We start from the raw sequence: 19984 nt of genomic DNA, 5'->3' as shown, positions 1-19984 counted from the left end.
CTACAACCACCGCCGGACGCCGAACGCCGGACGCTAGACGTCAGAAAGGCCCGAACGTCAGCGGGTTGCCCGGGACCAGCGCTCGCGAAATCGCCTGCCCGATGTTCTTCGCCGGGTTGATCAGGTCCGGCGCGGTGTCGGGCGACGCCGTCGTCGTCACCGCGATCGACAGCCGTGCGGACGGCAGATACGCCATGAGCGCGGCATAGCCGGTGAACGAGGGGTTCTGGAACACCCATCCGTTGACCACGATCGCCCCCATCCCGTAGTGCGCGGACTGGGTCTGCGGGATGCAGATGGCGGGCGGGCAGGCGGGGCCCTGCGTGTACGGCTGCGGCGTGCCGAGCCCGACGGTCCCAGGGTTGAGCAGCGTGTCATAGCCCTGCTGTGTCAGGGTCCTGCCGACCCCGACCGCCGCACCTGATCGCGCCAGATCGCAGACGTCCATGGAGATGACCGCACCCGGAGCCGTGGTCCACGAGGGGTTCCAGAACGTCGACTCCTCATACATCCCGCGCCCCGAGGTGAAGGCGTGCAGAACCGGGGCCGGGATGTCGGGGGTGTAGCCGTTCGACGTCGCGCGCAGCCCGAACTGGCTGTAGATACGCTGCTCCAGCAAGTGGTCCAGCCGGGTGTGCGTGATCCGCTCCAGCGCCGCACCGAGCAGCACATAGTTGGCGTGCGAGTAGCTGAAGTTCTTGCCAGGCGGGTACAGCAGGACACTGGGATTCGCGATCGAGAGCAGCTCCTGAGGCGTCCACTGCTTGAACGGATGCGCCAGCAGATCAGCCTGGAAGCCCGGGTCCTTGACGTAGTCGCGGATCCCGCTGGTGGAGTCGCCGAGCGTCCGGAGCGTGATCTCACTGGCGTGCGGCACCTCGGGCAGCCAGCGGGAGAGGTGGTCGTCGAGGCTGACTCGCCGCTCGTCCACCAGCTGCAACAGCAGGATGTTCATAAAGGCGATGCCGACCGACCCGGCCCGGAACCGCATGTCGGGACGTGCCGGAACCCCGGTCATCGACTGGCCGAGCGCACCGGTCCACACGTCGCGCCCGTCCTGCGTCACCCGGACAACCACCGACTGGAGCTTCAGGTCGTGCTGGGCCTGCCGGACGACGTTTGCGACGGCCTGCGCCCGGCTGTCGGCGATCACCGGGGAGGCCGCGCAGTCGGTGGCGCGGACCTCGGCACGGACTCCGGCGCGCGCCGCGGTCGTCCCGGCGAGAAGCGGAGCGAACGAGAGCAGCGCGGCGGCGCACAGCAGCAGGGATCGACTACGAGGCATGATCCAGTGTGCGCCGCCGCGTCGCGGGTCTCAGCGCAGGACACCCGCAAGGTCACTCCGATGGCTCACCGGGCTTCCGTAGATGCTGCGCGCCGCGTCGGCCTCGGCCGCCGTCACAGGTTTCCGCGCTTCTCCTGCTCCCGCTCGATGGCCTCGAACAGCGCCTTGAAGTTGCCCTTGCCGAAGCCCTGGCTGCCGTGCCGTTCGATCAGCTCGTAGAAGACCGTCGGCCGGTCCTGGGCCGGCTTGGTGAAGATCTGGAGCAGGTAGCCCTCTTCGTCGCGGTCCACCTGGATCCGGCGCTTCTGCAACTCCTCCAGCGGGACGCGCACGGTGCCGATCCGCTCGCGCAACGCCGGGTCCTCGTAGTACGAATCTGGCGTATCGAGGAACTCCACCCCGGCCGCGCGCATCGCGTCCACCGAGGTCAGGATGTCGCCGGTGTTGAAGGCGATGTGCTGCACGCCGGGGCTGCCGTAGAACTCCAGATACTCGTCGATCTGGGACTTCTTCTTCCCGATCGCCGGCTCGTTGAGCGGGAACTTCACCTTGCGGGTGCCGTCCGCCACCACTTTCGACATCAGCGCCGAGTACTCGGTGGCGATGTCGTCGCCGACGAACTCGGCCATGTTGGTGAATCCCATGACCCGGTTGTAGAACTCGACCCACTCGTCCATCTTGCCGAGCTCGACGTTCCCGACACAGTGGTCGACCGCCTGGAAGAACCGCTCCTTCGGCGCCACCGACGGTGCCCGGTCCACATACCCCGGGCGCATACGTCCCCTGATACCGCGACCGGTCGACCAGCGAATGCCGGGTCTCCCCGTACGTGGCGATGGCCGCGCGGACAAGCACTCCGTCCGCATCCTCCACCTCGTGCGGCTTCTCCAGCCCGACCGCTCCGTTCGCCGTCGCGTAGTCGTACGCCGCGTACACGTCGGGCACGGCTATCGCCAGATCGGTGACCCCGTCACCGTGCTCCGCGACGTGCCGCGCCAACTCGGTCCCCGGCCGCAGCGGCGCGTCCACCACGAATCGCGCACTCCCGGACTCGAGCACATACGAGGCGCGGTCCTTGACGCCGGTCTCCGGGCCCGCGTAGGCGACGACCCGGAATCCGAACGCCGTCGAATAGTAGTGCGCCGCCTGCTTGGCATTCCCCACAGCGAAAACGACGGCGTCCATTCCCTTGACCGGGAACACATCACCCTTGTCGGCCACGACTTCTGTCACGTCAGACTCCTCGGGTTGCGAACGAGCTGGCCTTCCCCGGCAGCTTGCCCACGAGGAATCAAGTTGCGCAACACCTGAGAGAATTGCTATACAGGTTGCCCAGTATCAGGAGAGATCAGGGTTCATATCCGCACAGCCTGACCACCCGAATCAGGACTCTGCATTACCGGCCTGGCAACGACGGCGGAGCGCCGCCCTCACAACTCGCCCGGGTGCTCCACCTCGAACCGGAGCCGGGCGAGCGCGATCGCCTCCTTGTGCCGCCGCGACCAGTCCGCCAGGTCGGCGACGGCCTGCGAGAAGCTCTCGCCCATCGCGGTCAGGCGGTAGTCGGTCTGCGGCGGGATCATGGGATAGACCGTGCGTTCGACCAGGCCGTCGCGGATCAGGCGCTTGGTCGTCACGGTGAGCATGCGCTGGGAGATGCCGGGGACGGCGGCCTTCAGCTCGCCGAAGCGGCGGGTGCCCTTGGCCAGCGCGACGATGACGAGGACGGACCAGCGGTCGCCGAGGCGGTCCAGGACGTCGCGGATGCCGCAGTCGTCCTCGCACGGAGCGTGCTCGTTGGCCTGCGTGGTGGACACCGCCGACAGTGCCCATGTGCTCGTATCCGCCATCGGATGACCCCGCCCTTCAGTGCGCTTCATGAGGCAGGACACCTGTAGCGGCGAAGGTATTCCGAGTGTGAGCTGGATCACATCCAGTGCGAACCGTCGGCGCCGGAAGCTGGACGGTTACCGCGGTGTGCCCGGGTAATTCGAAAGTGCCTCCTTACGACACCGGCCCCGGGACGCGGACCATCGTGGACATCCACTCCTCGATCTGTCATCAGTACCCTTATGGAGGTTCGCGATGATTCTCGTGACCGGCGTCTCGGGCAGTCTCGGCAGTCTGATCCTGAAGGGCCTGCGCGACCTCGAAGACGTCGAGAGCCTCGACGTCGTCGCCGGCTCCCGCTCCCCCGAGCCCGAGGACCCCGCCGCCCGCCGCGTCGACTTCGACGACCCCCAGTCCCTGCCCGGCGCGTTCGCCGGCGTCGACGTCCTGCTCGTCGTCTCCGCCGGCTACGCCGAGGACGACGTGGTCCTGGCCCGCCACGGCGCGGTGGCCGACGCGGCCGCGGCCGCGGGTGTCAAACATCTGATCTACACGAGCCTGTCCGCCTCCGGGGAGTCGATGTCGATCGCCCTGCCGCACCGCTGGACCGAGGACCGCTTCGCCGGCGGCCCGTTCACCACCACCATCCTGCGCAACGGCCTCTACACCGAGGTCCCCATCGGCCTCGCCGCCGTGGGCCTGGCCGGCGCGGCGTCCACCGGTGTGTTCACCGCCTCGTTCGGCCTGGGCCGGATCTCCGTGGTGACCAAACAGGACCTCGCCGACGCCGCGGTCCGCGTGGCCGCCGAATCCGCGCGCGACCTCGCGGCCGGCCAGGCCAACCGGCACGCCGACCGTGTCTACGAGCTCGAAGGCGACACCGCCATCGGCGGCGCGGACATCGCCGAGGCCCTCGCTGAAGTGCTCGGCCGCCCGGTCGCCTACCACCCCGCCTCGCTGTCGGAGACCCGGTCGGCGCTCGGCGGCGCCGGCATCGAGCCCTACCAGCTCGGCCACGCGATCTCCCTGTCCGCCGCCATCATCGCGGGCCGGGCCGAGGCCACCGGATCGGACCTTCCGCGGCTGCTCGACAAGGCCCCGCGACCCGTGCGGCCCGCCATCGCCGAAGCGGTTTCCGGGCTGCTCGCCCAACTCGTCCCGGGCGCCACGGATTCGGAGCCGAAGACCACGGTCTGAACTGCGCCAACAGCGATTCGTCGCGCTCCCGCCGACTGCGCGAGGCAGCCGTTCACCCGAATGGCCACACCGCTGGAAGTAGCCTCGCGGACCCTCCCAGACTTGGTACGGCCCACCGTTGACGTGGCGAAACCCCTTCCCGATCCCCAGCCTCTGCGAAGCCGTGTGCCCGCGGGGCCGGAACGGGATCGGCGAACGGGTCCGCACAGCGTGCGGGCCGTCGCAAGACAGACACCTACGTCAGGAGGCGCAGCATGAGCGCGCAGAAGACGACCCCGGACGCCATATTCGCCGCCACCACCGAAGGCAGCCGGACGTTCGCCGGCACCTTCGTGGTCGAGTGGATCCCCTCCGCCACCGCCGCCGAACTCGTGGTCAAGGTGACAGCGGCCGGATCGCTACTGGACCAGAAGACCTTCACGCCCGACAACGCGACCCAGCCGATGTCCGGCGACAACGGCACCTATTCGTTCTCCGGCACGATGATCTCGTCGTTCAACGCGCCACCCACCAGCGGCACGCTGCTCGGACAGCAGCTGAAGTTCGTATCGCCCGGAGGCGGCGTGTCGACCTTCAGCGGCACGATCGGTCTGTGGTAGCCCTCCACCGATGAGCCCACCGGTGAGCCGGCCACCGGTGCCCAGCTCATCCGTCGGCCGATAACCGAAGTCGCCCGCGGCCCGCGCGGTCGCGGGCGACGCCCCCAGCCCTCAGCCCCCCACTCTCAGTCCTCAGCCCACCAGCCCCCACGATCGAGATCGGGGCCTCGTATGACCAGCGCGTCGCAGGATCCTGGCTTCTTCGTCCGCGTGGCCGAGACGCCGTCGGCCACCCTGTACGAACGGCCGGCGGGGCTCGCGGGCCCGGACTGGCTGGCGTTCGTCGCGTTCGCCGCCGCCCAGCCCGCCGCGCTGGCCTTCGCCGACACCTGGTCCGGCTACCTCGGCGACCCGCGCGCCGGCAAGAACGGCGGCTGCTACGTGGTCGCGCCCGACCGGCCACCCGATCCCACCGGCTACCTCACCGGCTTCCTCGCCGCCATCAAAGCCCTGAATTCCGACGCCGGCGGCTTCGCCTACCGCTACCTGTTCTTCGGCGACCCGACCGCGGGCGATCCGGCGGCGCTGCCCGGCACCATCCCCTTCGCCACCACCTCCGGCGACCCGACCCAGCCGGCCTTGGTCCGCGGCCAAGGCGGTGGCGACAGCCGGATCGTGACGCGCAACTTCGGCCTGACCGTCGCCAACTCCGCCTACCTGTACTGCGATGTCGGCGACGTCGGCGCCCCGGCGCTCCGTCTGGCGCCGAACGGCACAGCCGGGATCAGCCTGCTCGCCAACAAGTACCAGCCCAAGAGCATCCCCATCGACGCGGACGCCGCGACACCGTTCGACGGTCCGGCCGCGGGAATCCTCGGGTTCGGCCTCACCCTGACCGTCTCGAAGGACCCTGACAAGGACGACTTCACCTTCCTGGACGTCGGCCTCAAGTACTTCACCGAACGCGGCGGGCAGGTCCTCAGCCAGCGCTACCCGGTCTTCGGCCCGACCGTCGACGGCGCGCGCGTACCGTTCGACGTCGGCTACGACCCGCTGCGTCCGCTCGACCACACTCGGACCGCATTCACGTTCCGCGCCGTGAGCGGCGGGGACGGCTCCGATGCCGCCACTCCCATGGAAAGCGCGCTGCGCGACGGTTTCGACCACCCGGTCAGGCTGGTCCCGCTCGTCGGACCGGCGCAGCTGGTCCTGCAAGAGGACCGCGTCAGCGTCCGGTCGTCGAGCCAGCAGCGCGACTTCTACTATCTGGTGCCCTCCGGCTCGTTCGCCCTGGCCGCCGGCGACTCGACTCCCCCGGCGTCCCGCGTGATGTGCGGGCTGTCGCCGCTGGAGACAGTCGTCTTCGACCCGCCCGGATCGGTGATCACGTTCCATCCGGACGCCGACGCGTTCTCACCGCTCCTGGCCGCCACGACTTCCGACGGCTCCACGCCGCGCCTCAGCGACCGGTTCCGCACAGCATGGGCAACCATCACCGCGCAGACGACCGCAGCGGCGGCGCCCACCCCGATCTACCTCGCCCAAGCCGAGGGCGCCGCGCTGTTCGGCCACAGTGACGCCAGCAGTCGTAGCGCTGCTGGAACGGTCGCGGCCTCGGCCGTACCGCCGTCCGCCGCGCCCTTCCTGGAACACCAAGAGACCCCGGCCGCTGCCCTGCGCGATCCGACCGCCGCCGGAGCCTTCCCGCTGGTCCCCTACGGGCAGCTGGTCTTCGGCGCCCACCCCGACTCCTTCACCGCCGACGACGTCGCCCGCCTCGAACGCGACGTGCTCGCCGTCGAACGCCGCGCCCGCGTCACCGCCACCGGGACCAAGCCCACACCCGCGACCGTGGCGGGCACGGCCTTCGCCACCGCACCGCCGACCCGCGTGACCACCCCGCAGGGCTTCGTCGTCGATCTGGCCGCCGACGGCGGCGGTGCCTGGAAGCGCCTCCACCTCGCGCAGACGTCATGGTCCCCGGACCCCGGCCGGACCCCGCCGACCACCTCGGCGCTGGCCTTCACCGACGTCGACGATGCCCTGCGCGCGGCCTTCCAGACCAACCAGCAGTTCCTGGTCGTCACCAACCCGGCCCTGCCGTGGAACCTCTCCCCGGCCGCCGGAGCCGCGACGACGATCTTCGAGGACGAACTCAGTCCGCAGGGCTGGCCCTTCACCATCCGCACCGGCGCGAACCCCTACCCCGGGGACTATCGCAATATCCTGATCTTCAAGTTCTGCGACGGCACCGTCGACGCCCGCGTCGAGGACTTCGCGACCTGGACCGCGGCCGACCAGTTCAACACCGACCCGGCCGACGTCGCCGCCTGGCTGCGTACGTACATCGACGACGCGAAAGCCCTGGCCGACGGCCCGGACGGCGCCTACTTCGCGAAGTTCGTCGAAGCCGTCACCACCGCCTCCTGGCGCGGCGTCCTCGCGCTGCGGGTCGACGTCGACGCCTCGGCGATGCCGCAGGAGCTGCGCGGCCTGGCCGCCGGAATCGACCTCGCCGACTTCAATGCCCATCACGTCGGCGTCGACCTCAGCTTCGTCGACACCTCCGGCGGCGACCTCCAGGCCGACGGCGACAGCTCGGTGTTCGCCACCGTCTACTACGTCGACCCGGCCTACGCCGCCGCCCTCGCCGCCGGCGCCCCGGCGGAACTGCCCGTCCCGGTCCCGAGCCAGGCCGACTACGCGTTCAGCGTGCTGTCGCTCAAAACCCTGTTCGCCAACGCCGAGATCACGGCCTTCGCCAGCAAGACCCAGGTCACCCTGAACCGCCTGTTCGGCGAACAAGTCAGCGGTCTGACGCTGAACGGCCTCCCGACCGCGAGCAACTCCCTGGTCCTGGACGGCACGTACGAGAACCACGACGGCACCGGCGTCTACGTCTTCGCGACCGACGCCGACGCCCGGTTCAGCCTGGTGAGCAACCTGTGGCGCGCGGTGGAGGTCACCCGCGCGGCCTTCTCCACCCTGCGGGCCGACACCTCGTCCGTGCTGTCGCGGTTCGACATCCAGGGCTTCCTCGACTTCGCCACGGTCAGCGGCGACGACGGCACCGCCCGCGGACCGTTCGACGTCCTGTCCTTCGGCGGCACCGGCACCGGGCCGGACCCCACCGGGACCGGGCTCCCGTTCGCGGCGCTGCACCTGGACATGACGTTCGCCACCGCCTCCCCCGGCACACCGTCGTTCGCGTTCCTGATCGACCAGATGACGTTCGCGCCGTCGGCGGACCGGGCCCGCGCGGACAGCCTCTACGCGCGACTGCCACTGACCCTCACAGGAATCGTCTCCGGCACCGCCGCCCCGGCCGACCTCGGCTATCTCACCGTCAATACCCTGTCGGTGCCCACCGACCCGCTCGGCGACCAGTGGTACGGCCTCGTCCACACCCTCGATCTCGGAACGCTGGGCGCGCTCGCCGCCACCACCGGCTTCACCGCGCGGCTGCTGGTGGCCTGGGCGCCGCGGAGCCAGGGCACCGGCTACCGCCTGGCGCTCGGACTGTCGCTGCCCGGCTCCAGCGGCACCTCGCGCGGGTTGACGCTGCAAGGCGTCCTGAAGCTCACCGTCGACCGCGTCCTGCTCTACCGCGACTCGGCGGCCAACACCTTCGTGCTGCGGCTGACCAACGTCCTGCTGTCGCTGCTCGGCGTCAAACTGCCGCCCGGCACCGCGACGGCGTTCATCGTGTTCGGCAACCCCGACCCGAACCGCCGCGACGCGGTGGCGTGGTACGCCGCCGTCAACCGCGAACCGAGGCCGACCGCGGCGCTCACCGGAGGTGCGTGATGCCGAGGATGATCTATTGGAACGTCGAGGACTTCAGCGACAACAAGTTCTTCAATCGCAAACGCAAACTCGTGAACCAGGACAAAGAGGAATACGGTGCCGATCCCGCAGAGCGGATCCGCAACATCCTCGTCAACACAGTCACCGCACACCTGCCCGACTTCATCGTCATCGTCGAGGCGGTCCCCGGAGTCCTCCTGGCACCGGGCACCTTGCTGGACGACAGGGGCGGAATCCTGCTTCTGGAAAGGCTGCGTAACAACGCCGCCGATCCCAACGCCGCACAGTGGGCACTCGTACCGCCGGTGTCCACCGGGACCGGCAACATGGCCGAGGGCGTGCTGGTGTACTACCGGCACGCGCCGAACTTCTTCTTCACCGGGCCGTGGCGCTGGCCCGGCGGCACCGGACCGGCCGCGCCGCTGCCGGCGGTCGGCGCCGCCCCCGCGGGCACGATCTACCCGCCCGACTACCGTTGGTCGTTCTCGCGGCCGGTCGACAACCGCTTGGTCCCGGGCGGCCTGCACAACGTCGGCCAGAAGGAGCGGACGCTCGCCGGCCAGTGGCTCTACGTCGTGCCTCCGGCCGGCGGCGCGGCCGGCCCGGCGGCGCCGACGACGTTCGGGGTGGCCGGCAGCCGGGCGCCGTTCCGCACCACCTTCTACGACCAGACCGCCAACCAGAACTACTCGATCTTCGCGTGCCATACGGCGCCGGGCCAGGACGGCGGAGCCCAGGGGGCCGCCGCGGCACCCTCGGTGCAGGCCACCCAAACGATCGCCGCCCTGCCCGAAGTCCAGGCCGTCAACGCCGCCGAGACCGTCGTGGTGGTGGGCGACTTCAACGTCAGCCTGTTCAACGCCGTCGCGTCGGCGGCCGCCTACGGGCCCTTCACCGCCGCGGCAGTCGGCTTCACCCAGATGATCGCGCCGACCGCCGGCAACCCCGTGCCCGGCACCTATCCCTCGCGCGGCTACCTCGGCACCCACATCGCGAAAGCCCCGAAGGCGACCCCGGCCAACACCCGCGGCTATCCGGCGTTCGGCTACATCTCCCCCGGTACCGACCCCATCTGGCAGTACGACTCGATCGACAACGGATTCGTCCGAGGCGGCGCGCCGGCCAACGCCACGATCGCGAACATCATCACCGGCGCGCCCTACCCGATCATCCCGCCGGCGGCCGGCGTGCCGACCGGCTTCTACGCCTACCCGCAGATGATGTCCAGCACCGCCGCGGCGCTCAACGTGCCCGTCGGCTACGTCCTCAACAGCAAGCAGTACGAGAAGGCGCTGCCGATGTTCCAGAACGAGGACAACTTCGGCCTCATCCGCGGCGTGAGCGACCATCTCCCTTTGGTGTTCGATTTCTGATGAGCCTCCAAGACCTCGCGCTGAAGCTCCGCGCAGACGCGTCCTCGGGCCGGATCCCGCTCACCGCCGCGATGCTGACCGGCGGCACCGACCTGATCCTGCCGTCCACCTACGATGCCGACGTGGCCCGGGCCCTCGGGCTGCCGAGCAGCGCGGACTGGCTGCTCACGGTGCGGCCGCAACAGATCCCCGACCCGACCGCCACCGAACTCCGGATCACCGCGGGGACGACGACGCTGACCGGCCTCGGCCTGACGGACCACGTCGTCGACCTCAGGTTCACGATCGCCGCCGAAGGCTCGCAGGCGCTGACCGTCACCGCCGAGCTCGTCCTGACCGACTGGACCTTCGCGACCAGCTTCCCGTTCCTGGGCGGCTACCCGGTCGATCAGATGACCTACGACGAACCGTCGTTCGTCTTCGCTTCCCAACTGGTCGTCGGCTTCCCCGCCCAGGCAGCCGCCATCACGGCCGAACCAGGTCTGAACTTCGCCTGCCTGCTGCGCATGGACCAGCTTCTGAAGCAGACGCTGCCGTATCTGACCCCGACCCGGCAGACGTTCCCCTTCTTCGGCATCATCGACCTGACCGCGCCGATCGTGCCGAACATCAGCCTGCGGGCCGACCTCGCCGGCACGCTGGCCGAGCTGCCGCCGCTGAAGCTGCACTCGCCGTTCGTCGAGTACCGGGTGCGATACAGCACCACGACCGCCAAACGATCGACCGTCTACCTCTTCGGCATGCAGCTGGACATCGGCGACGGGATCTCCGTGGACTTCACGGCGCAGCTGCTGCCCGACCCCATCGAGTTCGTCCTGGGAATCGCCGGAGATCCGCAGGCCCCGATGACACCGGCGGCACTGTTCCAATTGGTCGGCGGTCAGTCCTGGGGCCCGATTCCGGCCCCGCTGCGACAAGCGCTGGAGAAGATCGCGCTCAAGGACCTCGCCGCCCAAATGCTGCTGACGCCCGGGGCGCCGTCCATCAACACGCTGTCGACCCGCACCGGATCGACCCAGCCGGTCCAGTTGTTCGGCCAGTTCACTCTCAACGAGTTCGACGCGGTGTGGGTTCTGCGACGCGAAGCGGGCGCCTGGGACAGCTCTCTGGAGTTCGAGGCCTCATTCGAGTTCTACAAAGAACTCTTCGACGGCGAGTTCCAGGTCACGATCAACACCGCCATGCAACTGTGGGGCAGCTTCACCGGCGAGGTGTCGTTCGCCGACGTCCTGCGGGTCATCACCGGCGGGGCCGTCACGCCGCCGTCGAACGTGGACCTCGTCCTCACCGACTTCACGCTCTGGCTCGACGCTCCGAAGGCGAACTTCTCGCTGTTCCTCGGCTGCGACGCTCTGTTCGATCCGCTGGGCACGGGCGTCTTCGTCCTCAGCTCCGCGCAGATCACGCTCGCTTCGCAGGCCTCGAACACCGGCCGCGCCTACAGCGCGCGCCTGGACGCGATGCTGGTCATGGCCGGCTTCCCACTCACCGTGAACGCGTCCTACGACAGCACCGCGGGCTGGGACTTCCTGGCCGCCATGCCTCCCGGCGCGACCGTCTCGATCAAGGACTTCCTGGCCTCGCTGTTCCCCGGCGCCGCCATCCCCACGTTCCTCAGCGACGTCCTGGTCTCCAACGTCAAGCTGGCCGCGCATCTCGGCGGCACCGCCTCGAACTCCGTCGACACCGGCGCCACGCTGCTGCTGCGCAACGTCGATCTGGGCCCGCTCGGCCGCTACAACCTCGACGCGAGCGCGACGTTGCGGCACGTCGGCGGCACCGTCCCGGTGACGTCCGGCAGCTTCGTCTTCGGCACGACGATCCCCGGGATCGGGGCCCGCGTCACCATCGGCTATGCCTTCAGCGGGAGCGCCAGACAGGTGGTCTCGGTCGCCTGGGGCGCGTTCGTCGCGGACTACGACATCACCAAGGCGATCCTGCGCTTCTCGGTCGGCGAGGCGACGTTCGGCGGCGTGCTCGGGCAGATCATCGGACTGGTCATCGGCGAGGACGGCTACCGGCTGCCGCCGCCGTGGAGCGTCCTCAACAGCCTGAGTCTGCGCGGGTTCGGCATCGAGTTCGACCTCGGCGCCACGCCCCGGACCGTCACTGTGGTCTACAGCCTGTCGCAACCGGTCGATCTCGGCTTCATCACCCTGCGCGGCCTGCGGATCGGCAAGGTGAACGACAAGGTCACGGTGAGCCTGGACGCCACGTTCGTCGGCGGCGCGCCGGTACCGCCGTTCGAGCCGCTGAACGGGACGCCGCCCGTGCCGGGCAGCGGCTCCCTGGTGGACCTGCGGCTGCTGGCCCTCGGCCAGCGGGTCACCGTCCCCGGCATCGAGAAGGCGGCGACGGTCGACGCGGCCGTGAAGGCCCTCGGCGCGTTCAAGGACACTCCGGCGAACGGCCTGCCGGTCGGCCCCACGTTCGACGCGGGGGCGCCGTGGCTGGTCGGCGTGCACATCCTGTTCGTCGCCGGGACCTTCGACATCGAGGTCGTGTTCGTGGACCCGCTGTTGTACGGGCTGCGGGTGGCACTGGCCGGCGAGAAGGCCGGGCCCTTCAAGGGCCTCGACTTCGAGGTGATGTACAAGAAGGTCACCGACACCATCGGCGTGTACCAGGCCCGGCTGAAGCTGCCGGACGCGATGCGGCTGCTCCAGTTCGGCGTGCTGGCGATCACGTTGCCGAACGTCGGGCTGGACGTCTACACCGACGGCGACTTCCGGATCGACTTCGGCTTTCCCGCGAACAACGACTTCTCCCGGTCCTTCGGCATCCAGTACTTCCCCTTCACCGGCGCCGGGGGCTTCTACTTCGCGAAGCTCAGCGCGGCGACTGCGAAATCCACCCCCAAGCCGTCGACGCCCGGCACCTTCGACCCGGTGTTCGAGTTCGGTCTCGGCCTGCAAGTGGGCCTGGGCAAGGACCTGTCGGCCGGGATCCTGCGGGCCGGGCTGAGCCTGACGGTGTTCGGTGTCGTCGAAGGCGTCATCGCCACCTGGAATCCGGCGGGACACACTCCGGCTGACCCGACTGCTCCGACCGCTCCGGTCAACACCGACTCCGCCGACATCGGCGAGGCGTACTACTACCGCGTGGCCGGCACCATCGGCATCGTCGGCAAGATCTACGGCAGCGTCGACTTCGCGATCATCAAGGCGAACCTCAACCTCACCGTCTCCATCGGGCTGCAAGCGGTGATCGAGGCGCATCGGCCGTTCCACATCTCCTTCACCGCCGCGATCGATGTCGCGCTGACCGTCAAAATCGACCTCGGGCTGTTCGACATCTCGATCCACCTGTCCTTCTCCATGAAGGTGAAGGAATCGTTCGTCCTCGGATCGGCGACGGCGGCGCCGTGGGGTTCGATAGAGAGTTCGAGCCCGAATACACGTCCCGCGCTGACCGCCGAGCAGCGGAACGCCTTCGTGGAGCGCCTGGACTTCGCGCCGTTCCGAGCGGTCGACGCCGAGGACGAGCGCGCGCAGATCCACGTCGACTTCCTGATGCAGCCTTCGGTCGCCGGCGACCCCACCGATGCGAGCACCACCGGCGGCAAGCTCGTCGCCATGCTCTACATCGACGGTCCGGATCCCGGCGCCGCTCCGGCACCGGCGCCCGCCCTCGGCGATCCGCTGCCGCCCGCGGCGACCTCGTTCGAGCGTTTCGCCGAGACGGTCTTCGCCTGGGTGGTGGCCGCGTTCGGCGGCCAGGTCGACGGTGCCGCCGCCGACGACCCCTACGCCAAACCGACCCTCACGGAGTTCCTCTCGACCCCGGTCGACCGCACCCGGGTCGCGGCGGCCTACGAGTACCTCACCAGCACGACCGTGGACCGGCCGATCCGCTACGAGGCGGACATCGTGCGCGGCCTGTTCCCGAACCTGACATTCGTGATGTCCGCCGCGAAGACGCTGAGCAGCGCGGTGCCGCTGCCGATGATCCCGGAGCTGCGGCTCGAAGTCGGCGACCTGAACCGGCGCTTCGATCAGAGCACTGTTGTCGACAATGCCTACCTGGCGAAGCTGCGCGCCTACTTCGACGAACTCGCCGCCGAGTATCAGGACGAGTTGGAGAAGAAGTACGCCGCTGCTCCGGCCGCGAAGGCAAAAGTAACCGACGACGCCGGCGTGACTTCCTACTGCGCCGCAGTGTTCGAAGATGTCGTGCTGATGCTGGCGCGCGGGATGCTGCGGGCCGGTCTCGACGTGTTCGACGCCTGCGCCTATCTGTACGGCGGCAAGTCGCTGTCGACCATCGCGAACGAGCTGACGGCGATGGGGAACGCGGTCTCCCCCGGCGAACTCGCCGCCGCCAACAGCCGCCTGCCGCTCACCGAGTCGGTGAACCTGCCGCTGACGGACGTGGTCTATCAGTTCACTGCCACCGACACGTTCGCCGGGGTCATGGCGGGCTTCAATGTCGCCGATCCCGCCGCCGTGGTCACCGACGCCCGGAACTCGGCGGTCCAGGGCGTGCTCCGGACCGGTGCGGTCCTGGTCAGCGGCGACCTCCGGCACGTGGTGTCCGAGACCGACACCTTCGCCTCCGTCCTCGCCGAACCGGGCTGGAGCCCGGCCGCGCTGGTCACCGCGCTGTCCGCGACCACGGCCGCCGACGCGATCATGCCGTTGTCGATCCTGCGGCTGCCGTCGGTCGTCCATCAGACCGGGCAGAACGACACGATCGCGTCGGTCGCCGACGGATTCGGGCTGACGCCGGACGCCGTCGGCACCTCGGCGCAGGACGTCCCCGCGCTGTTCGCGGACGACGGCACACTGCGCATCACCGTCCCCGGACTCAGTGTGCTGTCGCCGGACGTGCTGCTCGGCCAAATGCGGTCGGCCGAGGCAGCCTCGCACCTGGCGGGCATCAACGCCCGGTTCCTGCTGTACGGCATGCGGCCGCCGATGCCGGAGGCCGACGGAACCCTCGGAGCGCCGACGGCCTTGTACGACCTGTGCTATCAGCAGATCGACGTACCGACCGTCAGCACGGCGACGCTGTCGGCCGACGTCGACTACGACTGGTTGCAGTGGCCCGACACCGAGGCTTGGTCGCTGTCGTACGAAACCGCTCACGCGGTGGCACTGGCCGTCGGAGCGACTTCGATGCCGCTCGACCTGACCGGCGCGGTATCGCTGGCCGTGTCGCTGGTGGACGTGGCGACCGTCGGCGGCGTACCGGCCACGGTGCGGGCCATCGAGGCGTTGGCCACCCACCACGACGCGCCGCGCCGGTTCCAGTTGCACCGCACGGCGGTCGTGCAGTCGGCCGAGCCGTTGGCGTATCAGTACAATGACGGAGCGGCATCGCCGGCCGCTGTGCCGAGGCTGTGGTTCGCGTCGAGCGTGCTGATCAGTGCCCTGGCTCAGAAGCGGGCGCTGCCGGCTGCGCTCACACTGGAAGTCACCTCCACCGGCACGCCGCCGGTCCGGACGGCCGCCGCGCGCTACGACTGGGTGACCGTCGTCGACGTCCAGGTGAAGCCGCACACCGAGCTGCCCACGACGTACGAAGTCCTCGGCGCCGACGAGGCCGGCACCGCGGCGCTCCAAGCGCTGATCGCGCCGGACGATCCGGCGAAGGTGGCCACCGTCTTGTTCCTGACCGGGGCGAACGGCGCCGGGCAGGCGCCCTCCGGCTACGTCGTCGCATCGCTGACGGACGCCCGCGCCTACCTGGTGAAGTCGAACCTGTCGACCGAAACCAATCCGCTCGGCGCGCTGCCGCGTCCCGTTGCCGACTCGCAGGGCTCTGACACCGGTCTGCTCAACGAGCCCCTCGACTTCCTGCGGCTGCTGTGGGAAGCGAGCGTGACCAGGTCGGGAGGCTTCTTCCTGACCTACCGGACCCCGGACGGCGAAGGGCTGCCGGCGAGCATCTTCGCCGACGGCGACACGGCGATCCTCACCATCGTGGCCGTGCACGCCGCCGACGGCGACCTCGTCCACCCGGCCGTCACCGCGACCCTGATCGGTGACGGCTTCGACCCGGCGCAGTACGACGTCAGCGCGGTGTCCGCCGCGCAGGCGGCCGACGTCACGACCACCGGCGCCGAGTCGCTGGCCGAGCTGGTCGCGGCCTACCGCGTCGAGCTGACGACGCTCGCCGAGGCGGCCGCGGGCGTCGCGCTCGCCCCGACGGCGCGACTCGACGTGACCGGCGTCGTCCACCAGGTGCAGGGCGCTTACCAGGGCCATCCCGCCGTCGAGACGCTGGCCGAGATCGCGGCGCGGTACGGCGTGACCGAGCAGTCGATCAAGACGCTCAACCCCGGCGTGCCGTTCGATCCGCTGGCGGCGCTGACGTTGTTGCGGATCCCGGACCGGAGTGTCACTGGCGCGCAATACGCGACTCTGGACGCGGTCCGGCAGGCGTTCGGCGTCTCCGTGGCGCACCTGGCGGTGTCGAACCCGACGGTCAGGCCGCTGTTCGCGGCCGATCAGCAGATCGCGTTCACGGACCAGTACGTCGACCGGACCGCCACCATCCCGCCCGGCAACATCGGATTCGTGGTGACGCGGGACAACCCCGGCACCGGTGAAGCCGACCCGACGGCGACGCTCGGCGCGCAGTTCAACCTGTTGGCCTTCGGTATCGCGGGCAATGTCTCGTTCGCCGAGAGCGCGGACGCGCTGCCGGTGGGACCCACGTCGCCCACGTCCGCGCCCACGCCCGCGTCCTGGTCCGACTCGTCTTCGGCTTCGTCTTCAGCTCCGACGCCGCGCGCCGCGCTGCACGCCCGAGCCCTCGGCGCCGCCGAACCCTGGACCTATGACCAAGTGCTCTACGTCGCCGGTTCGGCGATCGGCGCGGACGGGTCGCCCTATGCGGGCGTCGGCGGCTACGCGCAGCTGAGGTTCACCCCCTGCGACATGTTCGGCAACGTGGCGGCGTCGGTGATGACAGAGCCCGAACTCGGGCCGGCGCAGCCGCAGAACGCGGCGCCGTTCGCGGTTCGCTACTCCGACGTGCTGCTCGGGCTGTCCGCCTGGCCCAGCCTGGGCGTCGACTATCGCTTCACCACGGACGCGTACGGCCAGCGGATCCTCGTCCTCGAATTCGGGTTCGACACCGCGCCCTACACGCCGACGACCTCGGCGGTGGAGTCCGACGACCCGAACGATGTGCCGCTGTGGCAGCAGCGGGCACTCGCCGACCTGCGGACGTACAGCGCCATCGGCCAGCAGCTCGCGGCACCGGGACCGGAACCCGGGTCGGGCCCGGAAGCGACCTCGGCATCCGGCGTCACCGTTTCCGTCGCCACCACGCTCGACGGCGAGCAGGCCCACGCCCTCGACCTGGCGTCGTTCTCGGCCTTCGCGACAGCGGCCGTCACCTACCTCACGGCCGCGGTCCAGGGGCAGACCGCTCCGCCGCCGGAGTTGGCGCCGGTCAGCGTCGCGGTCGAGGCGACGAACCCGGAGGACATCTTCGCGCTGCGGGTGGCTGTCGCCTTTGAACGGCCTGCCGCGCAGGTGGACGACGCGTTCCGCGACGGCGCGGCGGAACGCAGTCAGACCGTGGTCCCGGCACGGATGGAGGCCTCGAACGGCAGTACCAGTACCCTGACGGCCTTCGCTCTGGCGTTGGAGGCCGCCTACGCGCAGACCCCGGTCTTCCTGAAGGTGGCGACCGGCCAGTCGCAGACCGACTCCGCGTCCGACGACTCGGTGTGGATCGTGCGGCTGCGCACGACGCCGGGGACGGCGACCGACCCCGGTATCGGGTTCGCCATCCCCGGTCCGGCTCGCTACTACGCGCCGTGCCCGCTGGCCAACGTGCCGATCTCGCGGAGCGACGTGCCGCTGGTCAAATACGACCCGGCGACGGGCATCGACTGGTCGGTGACGTACGAGACGGCGTTCACCGGGATCGCCGTGGACAGCTGGGGACTGCAAGCGCTGGAGGCGCTCGACCGGTTCTTGTCGCCGGACTTCGCCGGGGCGGCGTTCCTGATCGACCACGCCGACGGCGGCGATCTGCTGCGACGGATCCTGGACGTGAAGGCCGGGCTCGCCGCCTCGATCGCCGGGACCGTCACGCCGATCCTGACCGAGCCGCCGCTCGTCCCGACCGATCCGGCGCCGCTGGCCGACGCGGTCGAGACGATGCGGCAGCAGATCCTGGCGCGGGCTTCGAACGCCTACGTCGTGTCGGCCATCGCGCAGTACGCGGCGACGGTGTCGTCGCGGTACAAGGATGATCCCGCCAACGACGTCTACGCGCCGCGGTTCTGCGGGCCGCTGGCCGCGGCGGTTGTTCCGGACGACGATGCCGCGACAGCGGGCAACGAGCCGGACACCAAGAACCCTGATACCCATTCCGCCGACACCCCGGCCGACCGGCCCTGGTCGCTGACCGTGGCCCGGCCCAAGCTGGCGACCGGCGTGTCGTTCGTGAGCACCGCGATCACCGTCGTGGACCCGTCGGCGCAGCCGAGTCTGGCGCTCGACCTCGGGTTCACGCTGAATCACGTGGAGCACGACATCCAACGCGGCGTCGATGGCGACTACCTCGCGTCGTCGTGGCTGTCGTTCGTCGTCCCGTTCAGCCGGCAGGTGCCGGGTACGCCGGTTCTGGACACCGCCATCGGCAAGGTGCAGATCCCCGTCGTGCTGCGGGAGATCCCGGCCGCGCCGTCGCTCGCCGGACAGGAGGCACGGCCGGTCGACGACAGCGACCCGGACCAGAAGGTGGCGATCGAACACGCGAAGCGGTGGCGCTACGCCTTCACCTACGACAAGGACGTCGTCGCGCAGGACACCATCGACGCGTCGGCGGAGTTCAACCTCAGCGACGACCCGCCGACAGCCGCGGCGGGGCCCCGGGACCTGGACTTGTTCGACTACCTGGCGCGGCTGGTCGCGGTATGGCCGGCGATGTTCCAGACCATGGTCCAGATCCTGGTGCCGGACTCGCTCGATCTGGATCCGACGAGCCCGGCCTATCAGCGGGCACACCAGCTGGTGTCGGACTTCCACGACCTGATCGAGCCGTTGCCGCAGGCGTGGGCCGCGTGGAACGGCGGTGCGCCGACGGCGGAAGCGCGCCGGTCCGCCGACACGACGGCAACCGCTTCGTCGATGGCCTTCTCCGTACAGGAGACGAAGGCGCAGACCTCGGACGAGTTGCTCGCGCTGCGCACCGTCGGCGCGACCACCGCTGTGGTGTGGGACCCGGCGAGCGGCACGCTGGTACCGTTGCCGCCGCCGAGCCTGGCGGTCCTCGACGGCGACGTGACCTGGGTCGGCGAACCGGTCCCGGGCGGCGTCGACCTGTTCCGGTTCGTCCACGACGGCGATGTGCTCACCTGGAGCCGGGCCGTCACGCTCCCCGGTCGGCAGCCGGTGTTCGGCGGGCTGGGCGACCAGGGCTTGGACATCGCGGCGTATCAGAACGCGTGGACGTCGGTCCGCGTGGTCCGCAACCGCGATCTCGTGCGCGACGCCGACGGCCGGGTGATTCCGACGTCGCCGGTCTTCGTCTACGCGACGCCGCGGATCAAGTTCGCCTCGCGGGTGACGCCGCGCCTGCAACGGGACCGGGACTTCGACGTCGCCCAGCTGTCCGCGCCGCCGCGCCAGCCGCTGGCGGTGCATCTCCAACGCCTGCTCGACCTGTTGTTCGAGGGCACCGCCCCGGAGACCGAGCAGTTCGTCCGCCTGGACTGCTCCTACGAACAGGCGATCGGGGACGGGCTGCCGGCGGCAGTCGCCCCGATCCTCCTGGGCGCGCCGACGACGCTGACCGCGGCGACGTCGCAGGCTTTCGTCACCGCGGTCAGCGAGTATGTCGTGACGTGGTTCGGGGCGCACACCCCGCCCGACGGAACGCTGCACTTCGTGCTGACGCTGTTCCCGACGCTGAGCGCCAGCCGCTTGCCGCTGCTCCAGCTCGGCCGACTGCGGCTGGCGCGCGCCGATGTCACGGATCTGTGAGCG

Annotated in this window: 7 protein-coding genes and 1 pseudogene; 5 read left to right on the top strand and 3 right to left on the bottom strand. The window is 69.9% G+C overall.

What is annotated here, in order from left to right; all coding sequences use genetic code 11:
- Nucleotides 1–40 precede the first annotated feature (40 nt).
- The 3 genes and pseudogenes from ABD481_RS20430 to ABD481_RS20420 form a co-directional block, all read right to left on the bottom strand.
- Nucleotides 41–1285: a serine hydrolase domain-containing protein gene (locus ABD481_RS20430; RefSeq protein WP_344667299.1), complete on the bottom strand. Its 1245-nt coding sequence runs from the start codon at nt 1283–1285 to the stop codon at nt 41–43.
- 113 nt (nt 1286–1398) lie between these two features.
- Nucleotides 1399–2470 (bottom strand): annotated as a pseudogene (gene hppD / locus ABD481_RS20425) (4-hydroxyphenylpyruvate dioxygenase).
- Between the two features lie 245 nt (nt 2471–2715).
- Nucleotides 2716–3135, bottom strand: a complete 420-nt coding sequence (locus tag ABD481_RS20420) for a winged helix-turn-helix transcriptional regulator (RefSeq protein WP_344667298.1) — start codon at nt 3133–3135, stop codon at nt 2716–2718.
- Between the two features lie 235 nt (nt 3136–3370).
- Between ABD481_RS20420 and ABD481_RS20415 the strand changes: the two genes are divergently transcribed.
- From ABD481_RS20415 to ABD481_RS20395, 5 genes are all read left to right on the top strand, one after another.
- Entirely contained in the window at nt 3371–4312 is a 942-nt protein-coding gene (locus ABD481_RS20415; protein WP_344667297.1) for an NAD(P)H-binding protein, read from the top strand.
- A gap of 254 nt (nt 4313–4566) precedes the next feature.
- On the top strand, nt 4567–4911 hold the full coding sequence (locus ABD481_RS20410) for a hypothetical protein (protein WP_344667296.1): 345 nt from the start codon (nt 4567–4569) through the stop codon (nt 4909–4911).
- A 171-nt stretch (nt 4912–5082) separates the two neighbouring features.
- Nucleotides 5083–8658 (top strand): hypothetical protein, encoded by a 3576-nt coding sequence (locus tag ABD481_RS20405; protein ID WP_344667295.1) that lies wholly within the window; start codon nt 5083–5085, stop codon nt 8656–8658.
- Nucleotides 8658–10031: a hypothetical protein gene (locus ABD481_RS20400; protein WP_344667294.1), complete on the top strand. Its 1374-nt coding sequence runs from the start codon at nt 8658–8660 to the stop codon at nt 10029–10031. Before ABD481_RS20405 ends, ABD481_RS20400 begins: the two co-directional genes overlap by 1 nt.
- Nucleotides 10031–19981, top strand: a complete 9951-nt coding sequence (locus ABD481_RS20395) for a LysM domain-containing protein (RefSeq protein ID WP_344667293.1) — start codon at nt 10031–10033, stop codon at nt 19979–19981. The genes ABD481_RS20400 and ABD481_RS20395 overlap by 1 nt, the downstream gene beginning before the upstream one ends.
- Nucleotides 19982–19984: the final 3 nt, after the last annotated feature.

Origin of the sequence: Catenulispora yoronensis (assembly GCF_039531695.1) — a bacterium.
Taxonomy (GTDB): domain Bacteria; phylum Actinomycetota; class Actinomycetes; order Streptomycetales; family Catenulisporaceae; genus Catenulispora; species Catenulispora yoronensis.
The sequence above is the reverse complement of the archived record's forward strand: the minus strand, read 5'-3'. Positions and strand labels throughout refer to the sequence as shown.

What these genes read in the sequence shown, in the direction of transcription:
- ABD481_RS20430 (WP_344667299.1), bottom strand. Translation starts at nt 1,285, where the DNA reads ATGCCTCGTAGTCGATCCCTGCTGCTGTGCGCCGCCGCGCTGCTCTCG.
- ABD481_RS20420 (WP_344667298.1), bottom strand. Translation starts at nt 3,135, where the DNA reads ATGGCGGATACGAGCACATGGGCACTGTCGGCGGTGTCCACCACGCAG.
- ABD481_RS20415 (WP_344667297.1), top strand. Translation starts at nt 3,371, where the DNA reads ATGATTCTCGTGACCGGCGTCTCGGGCAGTCTCGGCAGTCTGATCCTG.
- ABD481_RS20410 (WP_344667296.1), top strand. Translation starts at nt 4,567, where the DNA reads ATGAGCGCGCAGAAGACGACCCCGGACGCCATATTCGCCGCCACCACC.
- ABD481_RS20405 (WP_344667295.1), top strand. Translation starts at nt 5,083, where the DNA reads ATGACCAGCGCGTCGCAGGATCCTGGCTTCTTCGTCCGCGTGGCCGAG.
- ABD481_RS20400 (WP_344667294.1), top strand. Translation starts at nt 8,658, where the DNA reads ATGCCGAGGATGATCTATTGGAACGTCGAGGACTTCAGCGACAACAAG.
- ABD481_RS20395 (WP_344667293.1), top strand. Translation starts at nt 10,031, where the DNA reads ATGAGCCTCCAAGACCTCGCGCTGAAGCTCCGCGCAGACGCGTCCTCG.